Below are 15,716 nucleotides of genomic sequence, written 5' to 3' on the forward strand. Positions count from 1 at the left end.
TTGAGACACACAGGGAGAACGACGATGCTTCGATCGATGCTCGCGACCGCGTCGGCGCTGGCCCTCGTCGCCGGCGGACCGGCGTTCGGCCGTGCCGCGCCGGCGTCCACCACCGGCTACGTGCTGCCGGATACCGAGACGTGGGAGTTGAGCGGCGACGACGGGTATCCCTATCAGATCTTCGTCTCCAAGCCCGCCGGGCCGGCGCCCGAGGGTGGCTATCCGGTGCTCTACGTGCTGGACGGCAACGCCATGTTCGCCAGCTTCGCGGAGACGCGCCGCCTCCTGGAGTATATGAAGACCGATGCCGCGCAGACGATCATCGTCGGGGTCGGCTACAAGACAGACAAGGCATACGATCTGCGCCGCATCCGCGACCTGACCGGCGGTCCGCCGCCGCCGCCGTGGGACGCCACGCTCGGCAAGGCGCCGAACGGCGGCTGGGACCGCTTCCTCGACTTCCTGATTGGCAAGCTGCGTACCGAAGTCGACCGACGCTACACCATCAACCGCGACCGGCAGGCGCTGTTCGGCCACTCGCTGGGTGGCCTGTTCGCCGTCCACAGCCTCTTCACCCGTCCCGATGCGTTCCACGCCGTGATCGCCGCCAGCCCGTCGCTGTTCTGGCACGACCGCGAGATGCAGGAGGAGGAGCGCCGCTTCGCCGCCGCGTTGCAGGCGGGACGCACGCGCAAGGTCGCGCGGCTCCTGGTCGTGTGGGGCGAGCGCGAAGAGACGATCCTGGAGCGCTGGGATGCGGAGGCGTTCGTCCGCCGCATGGACCCGCTCTCCGCCTACGGATTGCGCACGCGGTCGGAGGCGTTCGCGGACGAGGTTCATATAACCGTGCCGGTCCGCGCGGTGTCGACCACGCTGCGCTTCGCCTTTACGTGGCCCTGAACGACGGCCGGCGCAGCGCGCAATAGATCGCCGCCGCGGCGATCGCGGCGTCCAGCGCCGGCACGGTGGTGACGGTCCAGCCCCGGTAGGCGGCCATGGCGCCGACCGCGACGGAGATCAGCCATGTCGCGATCGCGCGCCAGTCGAAGCGGGGCATGTCGAGCAGCGACCGCGCCGGATCGGCCCCGCGGAATCGCGTGAACTGATCGATGACGTAGATCGCGGCGATCGGCGGGATGATGAGGCCCAGGAACAGCACGAACGGAATGAACGCCTGCAGGATGCCGAGCAGCGCGAGCGCGGTCCCGATCACCCCGCCGGCGACGGTGAAGATCCACTGGCGCACGCGCGGAAAGGTGCTGCCGAGCGACAGGCTGGACGAATAGAGGTTCAGCGCGTTGACGGTCCAGGTGGGCAGGACCAGCAGGAACAATATCGGCGTGCCGAAGCCATAGCTGCCGACCAGCTTCATCACGCTGGCCTCCCCCGTCGCCAGCGCCGGGATTGCCGCTGCGGTCATCATCAGCGGCGTGGCGATCGGGAAGGACAGCGCCATGCCCGCCACCGCGCCGCGCGCGGTGCTGGTGTAGCGCGACAGGTCGGGCATGGTCGCGACCGCGAGCATATAGGCGCCGATCAGCGCGGAGATCGCGTAGCCCAGGCTCATCGGCTCGGGCGGTGTGGCGGCGGGTGCGGTCGCCAAGCCGTGGCGACGGATCGTGACGACCACCACCGCGATCAGGATCGCGGCCAGCACCGGCACGGCGACCAGCGCGAGCCGGTCGAGCGCGCGGAAGCCGATCACGGTCGACGCCATCATCAGCACGCTACCGAGGATGACGAAGCCGGTGAAGCTGCCGGCGATGCCGTTGGCCTGCGCCGCCTGCTGCATCGCCTCGCCGAAGAACGACGCGTTCACGCCGAACCAGCAGAAGTGTATCAGCGCGATGACCGTGTTGATCAGTGCCGCGCCGCCGGTGCCGAACGATCGCCGTACCAGCAGGTAGGTGGACAGGCGCGTCCGCACGCTGACGATCGCGGTCATCGAACCGCCCAGCCACAGGATCGCACCGGCGACGAGCGCGGCGAGGATCGCCCCCGACAGGCCGAGCGCGAGCGCGTTGTGCGCGCCGTTCAGGAAGTCGGGAAGGCCGATCGAGAAGCTCGCCACGATCAGGCCGACGCGCCAGCCCGGCACGGTCACCCCCACCGGAACGGGCGAATGCGCGTAGGCGTCGTCGGCTTCGTGGCTCATCCGCGATCCCAGCCGTTCAGTTCCTCGATCGGCCGGTACGCCTCGGCGAAGCCGAACGCACCCGGGCCGACCAGAGCGAGCGCGCGTTCCGACCGCAGCACTGCCGGGGCGGCGGCGCCGACTACCTTCACGCGCTGGCCGAACTTCAGCCGCTCGGTCACGATGCTGTCCGCGGTCTCGCGATCCATGACGGTGATTAGGTCGGGCACCATCGCGCGCACCGTGCCGTTCGTCCGCGCGATCAGATTCTCGTTTTGGAACACCAGCTCCATGCGCTCCTCGCCGCCGAACGTCTCGATCACGACGCGACCGACCGAGAAGCCGCCGCTCGTCTCGCGCTCCACGTCGACGATCTTGCCGTCGAACAGGACGCCGGCGAATGGATACAGGCCGCTGTCGCGCAAGGCCTGCGCCAGCGCGCGGAACGGATCGTCGCCTGCCGCGCGCGCCAGCCGTACCGCGGCGCCGATCGCGATCGCGGCCGACACGCTGCCGCCGATCGCGTGCCGCTTGGCGGTGGCGCCGGTGAGCGGATATTCGACCATATGGGCGATGCCGCCGAACTCGACCGACAACTCGCGCGCCTGACGTTCGTGTTCCAGATTGTCGTCGCCGGTGTCGATCAGCCGCACCGCGCCGTTCGCCGAGGTCACGACGGAGGGACAGGCGGACAGGCCGTCGATGCTGAAGATCGCCATCTGCGATTCTGGAAAGGCGCGGCCCATGCCGTCCGCGTCCACCACCGGGATACCCAGCTCGGCCGCCGCCAGCAATGGGGCGAGGCCGTTGCCGCCGCCGATCTCGATCGGCATGACCGCGTCGATCGGGCGGCCGTGCAGGCGTTCGAGCTCGCGCAGGCCCAGCAGCGCCTCGCGCCCGTTCGGCAGCTTTTCCGCCGAGACGGTCGGCGCGCCGATCCAGCCGCACGGCGCGACCAGCGCGTCGTCGGCCAGTCCGTCCAGCGCAATCAGGTCGAACGCACCGCGCCGCGCGATCTCCGCCTCGCCCAGCAGCCGTGAGTAATAGGGATCGCCGCCGCCGCCCGACCCGAGAAAGGCGGCGCCGGTGGCGAGATCGACCAGCGCCTGGCGATCAATGCGCATGGTCGACCAGTACCGGCTGTTCGGCGAGATCGGCGACGGCCCGGACGCGCACCTGCGCCGCGCGGCCGGGAAGATAGCTGAGATACACTTCGTCGACCTCCACGATCTCGACACTGTCGGCGACGCCGCCCGCGGCGATGGCCTGCGCACGTGCTTCGTCGCGCAGCCGTTCCAGCGTGGCGGTGCGCGGTTCGCGTTCGTACGACACCACCTTGTCCACCAGCGACCCGACCTGCGCGATGGCGGCGCCGACCGCATTGGCGACCGCGGCATGCGGCGGCCGCACGACGCGCGTCGCACCGCGCAGCGTGTCGGGCACCAGGAAATTGCCGCCGCCGACCGCCAGCACCACCACATCGTCGCGGCTGGTCTTCATCCGGTCCACCGCTTCCTCCAGCATCGACTGCATGGCGGACCAGATGCCGTCGACGACCGATGGTGCGAGTGCCGGCAACCCGGCTGGATCGCCGAACTGCGCGCGACCGGCCGCGACGGCGATGTCGCTGGCGGTGAGCGTGTCGCCGCCGAACAGCATCGCCTCCTGCGTGATCCGGTAGCCGACCGAGTCCGGGCCGATCTTCATGCCGGCCGGGCCGCCCTCGCGATCGAGGTGGATGCGTGAACCGCCGCCGAGCCCGAGCGCCAGGATGTCGGGCATGCGAAAGTTGATCCGCACGCCGCCGATATCGACCGCGACCGCGGACTCGCGCGGGAAGCCGTTGGCGAGCACGCCCAGGTCGGTGGTGGTCCCGCCGACGTCGAGCACGATCGCATCGCGCACCCCGGTCAGGAACGCCGCGCCGCGCATGCTGTTGGTCGGGCCGGAGCCGATCGTCAGCACCGGATAGGCGGCGGCATGCGCGGCCGAGATCAGCGTGCCGTCGTTCTGCGAGATATACAGCGGCGCCTCGATTCCCAGCTCCTTCAGCGCCGCGCCGAAGGCGGTGACGACATGGCCCGCCAGGCTGCCGAGCGCGGCGTTGAGGATCGCGGCATTCTCGCGTTCCACGAACCCCAGCCGGCCGAGCGCATGCGAGACGGTGATGCGCGCGGCGGGATGTTCGTCGGCGACGATCGCGGCGGCGCGCTCCTCCATCGCCGGGTTGACCGGCGCGAAGACCGCGGTGATCGCGACCGACAGGATGCCCGCCGAACGCAGCTCGCGGGCGGCGGCACGGATCGCGGGCTCGTCCAGCGGGGCGATCTCGCGCCCGTCGACCTCGAACCCGCCGGGCAGGAGGTAGGTGACCGCGTCGATCTGCTCCGCCAGTGCCGTCGGCCAGCCCGTCATCGGCGGCAATGCCTCCCCGGCCGGGCTGGCCAGCCGCAGGATGCCGACGCGGTCCAGTCGGCTGCGCTCGACCAGCGCGTTGGTGAAATGGGTGGTGCCGATCATCACCGATGCGATCGCGCCGGGCGACACGGCGCCGTCCTTCAGCACGGTGGAGATCGCGTGCTCCACGCCGGAGCCGACGTCGCCGGTGGTGGGCTGCTTGGTCCAGGCGACCACGGTCGCGCCGTCCATCAATACGGCGTCGGTGTTCGTGCCGCCGACATCAACTCCGATACGCACCCGTCCTCGGCCCCCCATGCGAATGCCCGCTTGTCGACTGAGCTAGAAGCGCGAACGGGCGCGTTGCAACGGGCGCGACGGGTGCGCGGCGGGGGCGGATGGGTAAGCGGCGCATTCGGGCGGGTAAGTCGCGCCGACGGCGACCATCCCCTTGTTTCGGCGCGTCCTGACCGATTAGCGTCGCGACTCGAAAGACTTGCCGCAGGAGTAGCCGCGATCGACGAACTGATCCCCACCAAGGTGGCACCGCCGCTGTGGATGGGCTACCAAATCCGCCGGGACGCGCTGCTCGATCGGCTGGACGAGGCGCTCGCTCATCGCCTGACGCTGGTCCACGCGCCCGCAGGCTATGGCAAGACCAGCCTGCTCGCCGACTGGCGTCGGCGCTGCGAGGAACGCGGCCATCTGGTCGCATGGCTGACGCTGGAACGCGACGATGCCGAGGCGAAGCGCCTGGCCCAGTATGTCGCCTATTCGATCGCCAGCGTCGATGTCGACGCGCCCGGCGACGGCGAGGTCGCGTCGGCGGCGATGCCGGCACGCGCCGCGCTGTCCGCCATCATCAACCGGCTCGCCCGCGAGCAGCGCCAGGCGGTCCTGATTCTCGACGACCTGCATCGTGCGGACAGCGCGGAGGCGCTCGACTTCCTGCAGTCGCTTATCCGGCTGGCGCCGCGCAATTGCCACTTCGTCTTCGCGTCGCGCGACTATCCGCGCGTCGGGCAGGCGATCCTCGCCGCAGAGGGGCAGTTGCTGGAGTTCACAGCCGGCGACCTGAAATTCTCGACCCCGGAGGCGGAGGAGATGCTGGCACGCGCGGACGGCGTGCCGCTGGACGGCGAGGAGGTGCGCAAGCTGGTCGAGCGTACCGAGGGATGGCCGATCGCACTGCAACTCACGCTCGTCTCGCTGAAGCGCGGCGTCGATCGCCGCCGCTTCGTCGGCGGGGTGGGCGGGGCCGGCTCCGACCTAGCCGGCTATCTGTCGGAACAGGTGCTGCGATCGCTGCCGGACGACGTGCAGGAGGTCGTGCTGCGCACCGCGCTGCTCGACAAGGTGACCAGCGCGGCGCTGAACCTGATCTGCGACCGGCGCGACGGCGGCTTGCTGCTCGAACGGCTGGAACAGCAGGGCGTGCCGCTCACCCCGCTGTCGCCCGCGCGCGACGCCTATCGCTATCACCAGCTCTTCGCCGAGCATCTGCGTGCGCGACTGTCCAGCCGTGACATCGTCCAGTTCCACGACCTTCATCGCCGGCTGGCGCGCTGGTTCGCCCGCCAAAGCGACATTGCCGAAGCCATCTCGCATGCCATCGACGCGGATGACGGCGCCCTGGTGGCCGACATCCTGGAGACCGCCGGAGGATGGCGGCTGATCCCGCAAGGGCATCTCGGGCTGGTGGAACGCGCGCTGGCGACGCTCGACCGGGCGGACGTGGAGCAGCGCCCGATGCTGGTCCTCGCCAGCCTGTACCTCGACGTGAAATGCGGGCGCATGGATGCGGCGCGGCTCGCCTACGACGGGCTGGTGATGCGCGCCGAGCAGGGCGAGACACCGCCCGACCTGTGGACCGAAATCCGCGTGGTTGGCGACATACTGGCGGAATATGAGAACCAGCCGATGCGGCTGGAGGATCTGCTCGCGCGCGAGGCGCTGCTCCGTACGCTGCCGGCCGACGACCACCTCATCCTGGCCAACGTCAATGAATCGCTCGGCGCCAAGTATCTCGAGGGCGGGTGGCTGGAGCGCGCCATGGAGCCGACGCTGGCGGCGCGGCGCCATTATCAGGCGCTGGCATCGCCCTACAGCGAGATGTTCACGCGCTTCCACGAGGCGCGCATCCGGTCGTCGCAAGGGCGGCTGAAGGATGCCGTGGCGGTGCTGTCCGCGGCGCAAAGCGAGGTCGAGGCGCATTTCGGCGCGCGGTCCGACCTGGCCGCAAATTGCGCGGCGCTGCAGGCGGAGCTGTTGTTCGAGCAGGATCGCACCGGCGAGGCGGAAGCGCTGCTGGAATGGGCGCTGCCGCACATGGAGCAGTCGGACGGTTGGGTTGATGTCTATGCCGCGGCTTATTTCACGGCGGCGCGCATGGCAGCTGCGCGGGGCGACACCGAGATAGTACGCTCGTTGCTGGAGCGCGCCAGACGGCTCGCTTATCGACGCCGGCTTCGGCAGCTCGATCTGCTTGCCGGGCTGTGCGAACTGGAATTGGTGCTCCGCCACGACGCCCCGTTCGCCGCGGTGCGGGCGCTTGCAGAAGCTATCGGTCTGGATGCACTCGCCGACGGCATGGTGGAGGAATCGCCTTTGTACCGCCCCGTTGCGGTTGCCGCGGCGATGTGCCGCATACGTATCGCGCTGCTGTCCGGCGCCAGCCATAGCGCGATTGACGAACTCGACGCGATGCGCCGGTGGGCACGCCAGCATGGCGCTGGCCGGCTGCTCATCGACATCGATCTTCTGAAGGCGCAGGCTCATGGCCTCGTCGGCGAGTCAGCGAAGGCGCAGGGCTGTTTCGACGACGCGGTCGGCACGGCGATGTTTCAGGGCATCGTGCGCCCGTTCATCGACGCCCGCGATGCCGTATCGCCGCTGCTCGATGGCGCGCTCGCCGCCTCGCCTGATCGTTTTCGCGCGCAGTTCCTGAAGGGTGTGATGCGCCTGGCCTGCACGCAGCGGGCGCCGATCTCGCCGCCGGACGCGCTCAACGAAGCGGAGACCGCCATATTGCAGCACCTGAGCCGTGGTCACTCAAATAAGGAGATCGCCCGGTTGATCGGCATGTCGCCCGATACGGTCAAGTACCGGCTGAAGGCGGTGTTCAGGAAGATCGGCGTCAGCAAGCGGCAGGATGCGGTGCGAATATCGGGCGAACGCGGGCTGATCGATGCACAGGGAGCGCTGCCAGGGCAGCCGTGATCGGCGACCGCCTGCACACGCGTGAACGTCTTACCCGTCTTCGATCCGCCCTTACCCTGAAAAGCGCGTGACGCTTTCGTGACCGAGCCTTTTCAATGCGCCGGTCGAAGACAGCCGGCCGTCGTCAAGGGAGGCGACATGCGCGCCGGCCATAGCTGAGGGGTGGGCGGCAATGACATATGGTGGCTCTGAGAAGCTGATGAGAAACGCCAGGCTGGCGTTGCTTTCGGCGGGCGCGATGCTGTGTTGCTCGGACGCGGCCTGGGCGCAGACCGGCACGGTGCTGGCGCAGGCCGAGCAGAAGGAGGCCGATGCGGCGGATGGCGACATCGTCGTAAAGGGCGAGCGCGCGCTGTCCGGCACGAAAACCGAGACGCCCGTGACCGAAATCCCGCAGTCGATTAGCGTGATCACCGCGCAGGAATTTCAAGACCGGGCAGCGGTGAACCTGCAGGACGTGATCCGCTACAGCGCGGGTGCGACCAGCGAGCTGAACGGCGTCGACACCCGTGGCGATTTTCTGGCGGTGCGCGGCACCGGGGCCGAGCAGTACCTCGACGGCCTCAATCGCATGCCTGGCTTCGTCTACGGCGGGCGTCTGGAGATCTTCACCGTCGAGCGTGCCGAATTGCTACGCGGGCCATCGTCGACGCTGTACGGTGGTGGCGGCGCCGGCGGCATCCTCAATTCGATCAGCAAGCGTCCGCGCACCACGTTCGGCGGCGAGATGGGGATCATCTACGGCACCGACGACTACAAGCAGGCGCAGATCGACATCACCGGTCCGGTCGTCGATGGCGTGTCAGCGCGACTCGTCAGCATGTACCGCGACGCCAACCTCCAGCAGCCGTCGCAGCAGAACGACCGCCTGGTGGTGATGCCAGCGGTGACACTGCGTCCCGGATCGAACACCGAAGTGACGTTCATCGGCCTCTACCAGCGCGACAAGCTCGGCAGCCAGACCTACCTGCCGACGAGCAAGACGATCGACGGCAGCGGCCCGACCCGCATCTCCGACGACTTCTTCCTCGGCGAGCCGGATTTCAATCACACCTTTTCGAGTCACTATGCGCTATCGGTGCTGGTGACCCACCGCTTCAACGACAATGTGACGTTCAGCAGCAGGAACCGAACATTCGAGCAGGATACGGACTACCGGGAGGTGTTCGGCTACACTGGGTTCGGCGGCGCCTATGCCGATGCAGAACGGACTATCGCGAACCGTGCCTGGTACCTGAACCAGGCGCAGTACACCGGCCTTAACAGCGACAACAATCTAGTGTTGAGCTTCGGCACCGGGCCGCTGCGGCACCAGATCCTCGCCGGCTTCGACTATACCCAGTTCCGCGAGGACAAGCAGGAAGGGTTTGGCGCCGCGCCGGGGCTGAACCTCTACAATCCGGTCTATGGCGTTCCGTTCGACTTCGGCGTCGGCTGGATGACCGATACGAAAAACTCGCAGACCGGCTTCTACTTCCAGGACCAGATCCGTGCGTTCGACCGCATTTCGCTGGTGTTCGGCGCACGGCACGACAACGTGAAATCGAACGTCAACAGCACCCAGCTGGAAGACAACAAGGCGTGGACGTTCCGCGGCGGCATCATCGCCGACGTCATCAAGGGAGTATCCCCGTACTTCAACTATTCCGAGTCATTTCTGCCCGTGTTCGGATCGAACTTCTTTGGCGTACCGTACGTGCCGCGCACCGGTCGGCAGTACGAGGCCGGCGTGAAGTTCCAGCCGACGCCGCGTATGCTGTTTACCCTCGCGGCTTATGACATCAAGGAAGAGAACGTCCTGATCGCCGACCCTGACGAATTGCAGAACTTCATCCAGGGCGGCTCGACCCGGTCACGTGGCATTGAGGCGGAAGCGAACGTGCGCCTGCCCGGAAATTTCGATCTCACGGCGGCCTACAGCTACACCCGCGCGGAGTATCTGCGGGTCGATGGTCGTCAGCGCGGTGATCGTCGCGAGAACCTGCCCGAGCATCAGGCGTCGCTCTGGACCTCCAAGCGGGTCGAACTCGGCGGCGATCTGAGCCTGAAGCTGGGTGCTGGCGTGCGCTATCAGGGCGACAAGGTCAGCTTCGACCAGCTCTACCGCATCGATCCGGTGACGTTGGTCGATGCGATGGCTGAGCTTACCTATGGTAAATGGTCGCTGTCGGTGAACGGTGCGAATATTCTGAACGAGCGGGTCTATACCAATTGCAGCTACACCGCGGGCACGGTCAACGAAGGATATTGCTACCTTGGCAAGGATCGAACCGTCCTTGCCAGCCTTCGCCGTCGCTTCTGATGTTTAATCTCGATTGGGTCGCGTGACCCGCTCCTTTCATCTCCGAAGAGTTCGAGGACCGCTTTCATGATCGTTCCGCCTATCCTGCGTCTTTCCGGCTTATGCCTGACCGCTGTTTCGATCGGGCTGCTCTTTTCAGCGGCGGCTCACGGGACGCCCGCGACACGGGGCGGGAGCGCGGACCTGATCCTGACCAACGCGCGGGTCTATACTGTCGACAGGGACAAGCCGTGGGCGGAGGCGGTGGCGATCCGCGACGGGCGCATCATCGCGGTTGGTACAAGTGCCGAGATCGCCGCGCGCAAGGGCGCCCGGACGAAGGTGACCGATCTGGGCGGCCGAATGCTGATGCCCGCCTTCGGGGACGCCCATGCGCATCCGATCTTCGGCGGCATGAGCCATGCACGCTGCTCGCTGCACGCCGGCAACTCGCTGGACGACTACCGCCGGATCATCGCGGCCTGTATTGCGCGTACGCCTGGCACGGGTACGATCTTCGGCTCGGGCTTCAACCAGTCGCTGTTTCCGCCGAAGGGCATTCCGCGCAAGGAAGTGCTGGATGCCATTTCGACGGCCCGCGCGCTGATCTTCGAATCTGACGGGCATACGCTTTGGGTCAATTCCAGGGCGCTCGAACTTGCGAAGATCACGAAAGATACGCCGGACCCGAAGAACGGGACCATCGATCGCGATCCGGGTACCGGCGAGCCGGTCGGTGGGCTGGAGGAAGCGGCGATGGCGCTGGTCGAGCCGCTGGTGCCGCCGCCGAGCGACAAGGATCTGCAGGGCGCGATCACCTATACCGTGCGGCTGTTTAACAGTCTGGGAATCACGTCGTGGCATGACGCGGCGCTCGAGTGGGAGAAGGGTGGCACCAGCCGTGCGCTTGACGCATACAAGGCCGTCGCCGCTCGTGGTGAGCTGACCGTGCACACCGCCATGGACCTGCACTGGGACAACAATCGCGGCATGGAGCAGATAAGCGACATCCGGAAACTATCGTCCCGCGCGCGTGCGATCGGACTAAACGCCGACGGTGTGAAGTTCTTCATCGATGGCGTGATCCCGCAGCAGACCGCCGCCATGCTGGCGCCCTATGAGGGCACGACGGAGAAGGGCGCAGTGCAGATCGCGCCGGCGGCGCTGTCGAAGGCGGTGAGGGAACTCGACAATATGGGCATGCAGTCGCACTTCCATACCATCGGCGACGCGGCAGTCAGGCAGGCGCTTGATGCGGTGGCGAGCGCGCGCCAGCAACGTCCCGGCAGCGACACCCGCCCGATGATGTCGCACATGAACGTCATCGATCCCGCCGATCAGCCGCGCTTCGGAAAGCTGGGGGTCACTGCGGTCTTTCAGCCGCTATGGGCCTGCGACGAACCATACATGAAGCTGACTAAGGAGCGCATTGGCGCGGTCCGGTCGAACTACATCTATCCGGCGGGCAGCGTGCTGCGGGACGGCGGCCGGCTGGCCTATGGCGCCGACTGGTCGGTAGCCTCGGCCAACCCGCTCGAAGGCATCGAGGTCGCATTGACCCGCGTGGCGCCGGGCAGTGACCAGCCGCCGCTGGAGCCCGGCGAGGCGGTGACGCTGGAGCAGGCTCTGGCCGCCTATACGATCAACGTGGCGTACGTGAACCATCTCGACCGCGAGACCGGCTCGATCGTCTCCGGCAAGAGCGCCGATCTGATCATCCTTGACCGAGACCTGTTCAAGGTGCCGGTGCGCAGCATTCATGACACGAAGGTGCTCGTGACGCTGTACAAGGGTAAATCGGTGTACGGCAGCCTAGATAGGCTGCGGTAACGGCGTGACATACACCCGATTGTCTGCCCGCCGTACCGCTTCGCCAGTCCGTCCTCGACCATGCATCGGTACGCCATCGACGGTCAGGGTGGTGCGGACGAGCCGAGGTCCATCACGTGCGTCCAGTCTCGGGATGGTCGCCGCACACTCGTCGCTATGGTTGGCAAAGGTATCTAAATGAGCCTGTTTTCTCCCCGGCGACCTGGTGATCTCGCGAAAGTGATCGATCAGGAGGTTCTCGGCCTCGTCGTGACCCATGACGAAAAGGGGTTTGTCTCGACTCCCCTGCCGCTGCTTGCCGAGGTAGATGCGACAGGCGAGGTTCGCGCGCTGATCGGCCATTTCGCCCGTGCTAATCCGCATGTGGACCGCGCTACGCGGACGCCACGCGCGCTCGTAAGCTTCATGGGACCGCATGGCTACATTTCGCCTAAGATGGTCTCCAAGTCCGGTTGGGCCCCGACATGGAATTACCGCCTCGCGCAATTCGACGTGGAAATTGAATTCGCGGACGAAGTTGCAAGTGGCGACACGGCGATCCGTCGACTCGTCTCCTTTATGGAAGGGGCAGAAGCAACTGATTGGAGCGTCGATCGCGTTGGCGCGCGTTACCGCGACCTGGTGTCTCGAGTAATCGCGTTTCGTGCCAAGGTGATCTCGTCCGCCGGCCGCTTCAAGCTGGGCCAGGATGAAGATGAGGAAACGTTTGTGGAGATTGTCTCCGCGATGCGAGACAGCGCTCTTGCAGAGGTGATGCTTAATCAGCGAGGCCGCTAGCTGCATCGATGAAGTGGTAGGTTGCATGGTATGAAGCAGCAAGGGCCGACGTTTGCTATTCTCCTGCGGCCCGACAAAAAAACGGCTTTGCGGCGCGTCACGCGTGTCGCCCGCGGAGATGAACGGGCGTCCGAAGTTGAGAACCGAACAGGGCGCCGGGAGTGACCGCTTTTCGGTCGACCTCACTGCTTGTTGTCTGCGCCTTCTAACGCTGAAAAGCTTTGCGCCTGAGCGCCTTTGGATAACCAAAGCAGGCGACTAGCAAAGAGGCCACGCAAATAACGGTCATGTACCAGGAGAAAGAGGCGTTTGTTCCAGTGGCGGCGTACAGCCATGTCGCAATCAACGGCGCTGTAGAACCGATTAGCGTTGTGCCCACGTTATAGTTCAGCGCTGCCGCGGTGCCGCGCACGTCGGGTGGGAAAGCGAGGACATAGGCGTGGGTAAGCGGCGCGCCAACCAAGTTATTGACGATTGTAAAGCCGATCACCGCCAGCAGGGTCGCACCAAGCGACGTGCCAAGGAACGCGAATGCAGGGATGGTCAGCAGGCTGAACAGCGTGAAGCCGCCGATCAGCACGAGGCGCCCGCCGAAGCGATCGGCGAGCAAGCCGCCGACGATCGCGGCCGGCGGTCCGACCAGGTAGCACAGGATCGAGGCGAACAGTGCGCGTTCGTCGCCGAACCCCTGCGTGATCAGTGCGGTGACGAAATAGGTCTGAATGCAAAAGGTGCCGACGCGTTGACCGGCGCTGAGCAGGATCACCTGCGTCATCGATCGCCAGTGGCGGTGGATGGCCTCGGTGAACGGCACAGCGGTGGCGGCGTGGCCATCGGCCTCGGCCAACGCGCGTTCAATGCGGGGCAGGTCGCGGATGGTACGGCGGATCCACAGCGTGGTCAGACCGAGCGGGCCGGCCAGCAGAAACGGAATGCGCCAGCCGCCGGCCTCGAACCCCTCGCGCCCGAACCACGCGCTCAACCCCAGAGCGACGACCGACGCGAGCAGAGGCCCAAGCGAGGTCGAGCCAACGCTCCACCCAGCCAAATACTGGCGACGGTTCGGGGGGCCGTGTTCCAGCATGTAGTTCGCCGCTACGGTATACTCGCCGCTGGCCCCGATGCCCTGTATCAAACGGCACAGGATTAGCAGGATCGGGGCGGCGATCCCGATCGTCGCATAGCTCGGCAGCAGGCCGATCGCGACCGTGCCGAAGGTCATCAGGTTAATCGTTAGCATCAGCACGGTCTTGTGCCCGCGCAGGTCGCTGAGGCGACCCATCACCACGCCGCCGACGGGCCGGATCGCATAGGCGACGATCAGCCCGGCGTAGGTGGCGAGCAGCGCGGTGGTGGGGTTCGAGCCCGGGAAGAACGCCTGTGCCATGTAGACGGCCAGGATCCCGTAGAGCGCGTTGTCGTACCATTCGACGACATTGCCCAGCACCGCGGTGAGCAGCGCCTTTCGATAGGTGCGCACGTCATACGCCGGAACGATGTCGCCGGGCGCCGGAGCGAGCGGCGCGGTCATCAGAAGCCCGCCGCCAGCCCGACGCGGCGCGGGTCGGCGCAGGAGTGCAGCCGGTCCGCGCCGTCGATGGCAATGCCCTCAAAATTGCCCGTCAGCACGCTGCGCGGATGGATCAGCTTGCTCCACAGCCGGCGCTCGCTTGTCCAGGCGAGGAAGCGTTCCTGGATCGCGGGGGTGAAGCCGCATTCCAGCGTGGTTCCGGGCTCCCACCCGCGCTCGGGGGTGTGCGGGCGCGTCCCGAACCGTGGTTCGTGCACCGATTCTGCAACGCTCATGCCGAAGTCCATCATGTTCACCAGGTTCTGAAGAATGCACGCGACGAGCGATACCGACGGTGAGCCAGCGACGATCACTGGCCGACCCTGTGCCATCACGATCGTCGGCGCGAGATAGACCGTCGCGCGCGATCCAGGTTGCGGCAACAGGCGCTGGAAGAAGGATCCGCCGCCTGACAGCTGGAAACCCTCTGCGAACAGGCGATTCACCCAGGCGGACGCCATGTGCGAATGGGTGCAGCTCGCCACGTTGCGATCGGCGTCGACGACGGAGATGTGGATCGTCCCCGGCGTCGGCACCACGCGGCCTGTCGCGCGTGGCTCGTCGTTGCCCATTAGCGCGAGGCGGCGCTCGGCATGATCCTTCGACAGCAGCATGGCGATCGTGTCCGGCGCGGTCGCCAGATCGCCTTGCCGCGGCGGCGCGTAATAGACCTCGTTGTGGACGCGGATCAGCTGCCTGAGCGTATCGAAGTCGCGCGAGGCGGGCTCGCGCCGCCAGAGCTCGAGCCGTTCGAGCATGTTGAACGCCTCGATCAGCTGCAGCCCGCCGTCGTCCGGCGGCGGCGACCCGATCAGCTCGAAGTGGCGGTAGGTGCCGGTCAGTGGCCGTTGCAGCATCGGTCGATAGGCGTGGAAATCGTCCTGCGTGATGACGCCGCCGCCGCGCTGCGCCTCCGCGGCGTGCGCACGTGCAAAGTCGCCGAGCCAGTAGTCGTCGCCTTCGTCGCGCAGCCGCTCCAGCGTCCGCGCCACGCGATGCTGCCGGATCGTGTCACCCGGCTGGAGCAGCTCCCCGTCGGGCCAGAACACCTCCCGTCCCTGGTCGTGGGTGCCGAGATTCTCGAGATGCGCGTAGACGATGCCGTAGAGATAGGGGTTCAGCTCAAACCCGTCGCGCGCCACCTTTATCGCGGCGTCGAGCAAGCGTGCGACGGACGCTTTGCCCCAGCGCGCGGCGATGTCGGCGAAGGCGGGCCACCAGCCGGGCACGGGCACGCCCCGGCCGGTGGAAAGATCAGCGCCGCCATAACCCGGCAGCGGGGCGAGCGGCGCGTTGACGTTGCCGTTCACATATTGCGCAATGCCCGTGGCGGCATCGCGGTAGAGCATGCTCAGGCCGCCGGTGATCGCCGTCATGTGAGGCTCCACCACCAGCTGCATGGCAGCGGCGGCGAGCGCCGCGTCTGCCGCGTTGCCGCCCTCGCGCAGCACGTCCAGCGCGGCTTCGGTGGCCAGCGGATGCGACGTCACCACTATTGCCCGCCCGGC

The 15,716-nt window shown here is 66.8% G+C and carries 10 protein-coding genes; 5 read left to right on the forward strand and 5 right to left on the reverse strand.

Going from position 1 to position 15,716, the window contains the following annotated elements; translation table 11 throughout:
* The first annotated feature begins 24 nt into the window (after positions 1-24).
* The gene (locus EV292_RS19810; protein WP_132910999.1) at positions 25-900 is read left to right on the forward strand and encodes an alpha/beta hydrolase-fold protein; all 876 of its coding nucleotides are present in this window, start codon (positions 25-27) and stop codon (positions 898-900) included.
* Here EV292_RS19810 and EV292_RS19815 read toward each other — a convergent pair.
* From EV292_RS19815 to EV292_RS19825, 3 genes are read right to left on the reverse strand one after another with little or no spacing between them, the layout of a single operon-like run.
* Entirely contained in the window at positions 887-2,155 is a 1,269-nt protein-coding gene (locus tag EV292_RS19815) for a cytosine permease (protein WP_243693877.1), read from the reverse strand. The genes EV292_RS19810 and EV292_RS19815 overlap by 14 nt on opposite strands.
* Positions 2,152-3,258 (reverse strand): DUF917 domain-containing protein, encoded by a 1,107-nt coding sequence (locus EV292_RS19820; RefSeq protein WP_132911000.1) that lies wholly within the window; start codon positions 3,256-3,258, stop codon positions 2,152-2,154. Before EV292_RS19820 ends, EV292_RS19815 begins: the two co-directional genes overlap by 4 nt.
* Complete coding sequence (locus tag EV292_RS19825) at positions 3,248-4,831, reverse strand: hydantoinase/oxoprolinase family protein (RefSeq protein WP_132911001.1); 1,584 nt, start codon at positions 4,829-4,831, stop codon at positions 3,248-3,250. Before EV292_RS19825 ends, EV292_RS19820 begins: the two co-directional genes overlap by 11 nt.
* A gap of 240 nt (positions 4,832-5,071) precedes the next feature.
* Between EV292_RS19825 and EV292_RS19830 the strand changes: the two genes are divergently transcribed.
* The 4 genes from EV292_RS19830 to EV292_RS19845 all read left to right on the forward strand — a co-directional run bounded on the left by EV292_RS19830 (position 5,072) and on the right by EV292_RS19845 (position 12,638).
* The gene (locus tag EV292_RS19830) at positions 5,072-7,750 is read left to right on the forward strand and encodes an AAA family ATPase (protein WP_132911002.1); all 2,679 of its coding nucleotides are present in this window, start codon (positions 5,072-5,074) and stop codon (positions 7,748-7,750) included.
* Between the two features lie 199 nt (positions 7,751-7,949).
* Positions 7,950-10,052: a TonB-dependent siderophore receptor gene (locus tag EV292_RS19835; protein WP_165927203.1), complete on the forward strand. Its 2,103-nt coding sequence runs from the start codon at positions 7,950-7,952 to the stop codon at positions 10,050-10,052.
* Between the two features lie 66 nt (positions 10,053-10,118).
* On the forward strand, positions 10,119-11,861 hold the full coding sequence (locus EV292_RS19840; RefSeq protein WP_132911004.1) for an amidohydrolase: 1,743 nt from the start codon (positions 10,119-10,121) through the stop codon (positions 11,859-11,861).
* 177 nt (positions 11,862-12,038) lie between these two features.
* The gene (locus EV292_RS19845; protein WP_132911005.1) at positions 12,039-12,638 is read left to right on the forward strand and encodes an FMN-binding negative transcriptional regulator; all 600 of its coding nucleotides are present in this window, start codon (positions 12,039-12,041) and stop codon (positions 12,636-12,638) included.
* A gap of 205 nt (positions 12,639-12,843) precedes the next feature.
* Here EV292_RS19845 and EV292_RS19850 read toward each other — a convergent pair whose 3' ends face one another.
* Together EV292_RS19850 and EV292_RS19855 are read right to left on the reverse strand one after the other, a co-directional pair.
* Positions 12,844-14,169 (reverse strand): MFS transporter, encoded by a 1,326-nt coding sequence (locus EV292_RS19850; RefSeq protein ID WP_132911006.1) that lies wholly within the window; start codon positions 14,167-14,169, stop codon positions 12,844-12,846.
* The gene (locus tag EV292_RS19855; RefSeq protein WP_207913495.1) at positions 14,169-15,698 is read right to left on the reverse strand and encodes a gamma-glutamyltransferase; all 1,530 of its coding nucleotides are present in this window, start codon (positions 15,696-15,698) and stop codon (positions 14,169-14,171) included. Before EV292_RS19855 ends, EV292_RS19850 begins: the two co-directional genes overlap by 1 nt.
* Between the last annotated feature and the right edge of the window lie 18 nt (positions 15,699-15,716).

Origin of the sequence: Sphingomonas sp. BK235 (assembly GCF_004345855.1) — a bacterium.
Taxonomy (GTDB): domain Bacteria; phylum Pseudomonadota; class Alphaproteobacteria; order Sphingomonadales; family Sphingomonadaceae; genus Sphingomonas.

Coding starts and splice junctions, on each gene's coding strand:
- EV292_RS19835 (WP_165927203.1), top strand. CDS start 7,950: ATGAGAAACGCCAGGCTGGCGTTGCTTTCGGCGGGCGCGATGCTGTGT.
- EV292_RS19810 (WP_132910999.1), top strand. CDS start 25: ATGCTTCGATCGATGCTCGCGACCGCGTCGGCGCTGGCCCTCGTCGCC.
- EV292_RS19840 (WP_132911004.1), top strand. CDS start 10,119: ATGATCGTTCCGCCTATCCTGCGTCTTTCCGGCTTATGCCTGACCGCT.
- EV292_RS19850 (WP_132911006.1), bottom strand. CDS start 14,169: ATGACCGCGCCGCTCGCTCCGGCGCCCGGCGACATCGTTCCGGCGTAT.
- EV292_RS19820 (WP_132911000.1), bottom strand. CDS start 3,258: ATGCGCATTGATCGCCAGGCGCTGGTCGATCTCGCCACCGGCGCCGCC.
- EV292_RS19815 (WP_243693877.1), bottom strand. CDS start 2,155: ATGAGCCACGAAGCCGACGACGCCTACGCGCATTCGCCCGTTCCGGTG.
- EV292_RS19845 (WP_132911005.1), top strand. CDS start 12,039: ATGAGCCTGTTTTCTCCCCGGCGACCTGGTGATCTCGCGAAAGTGATC.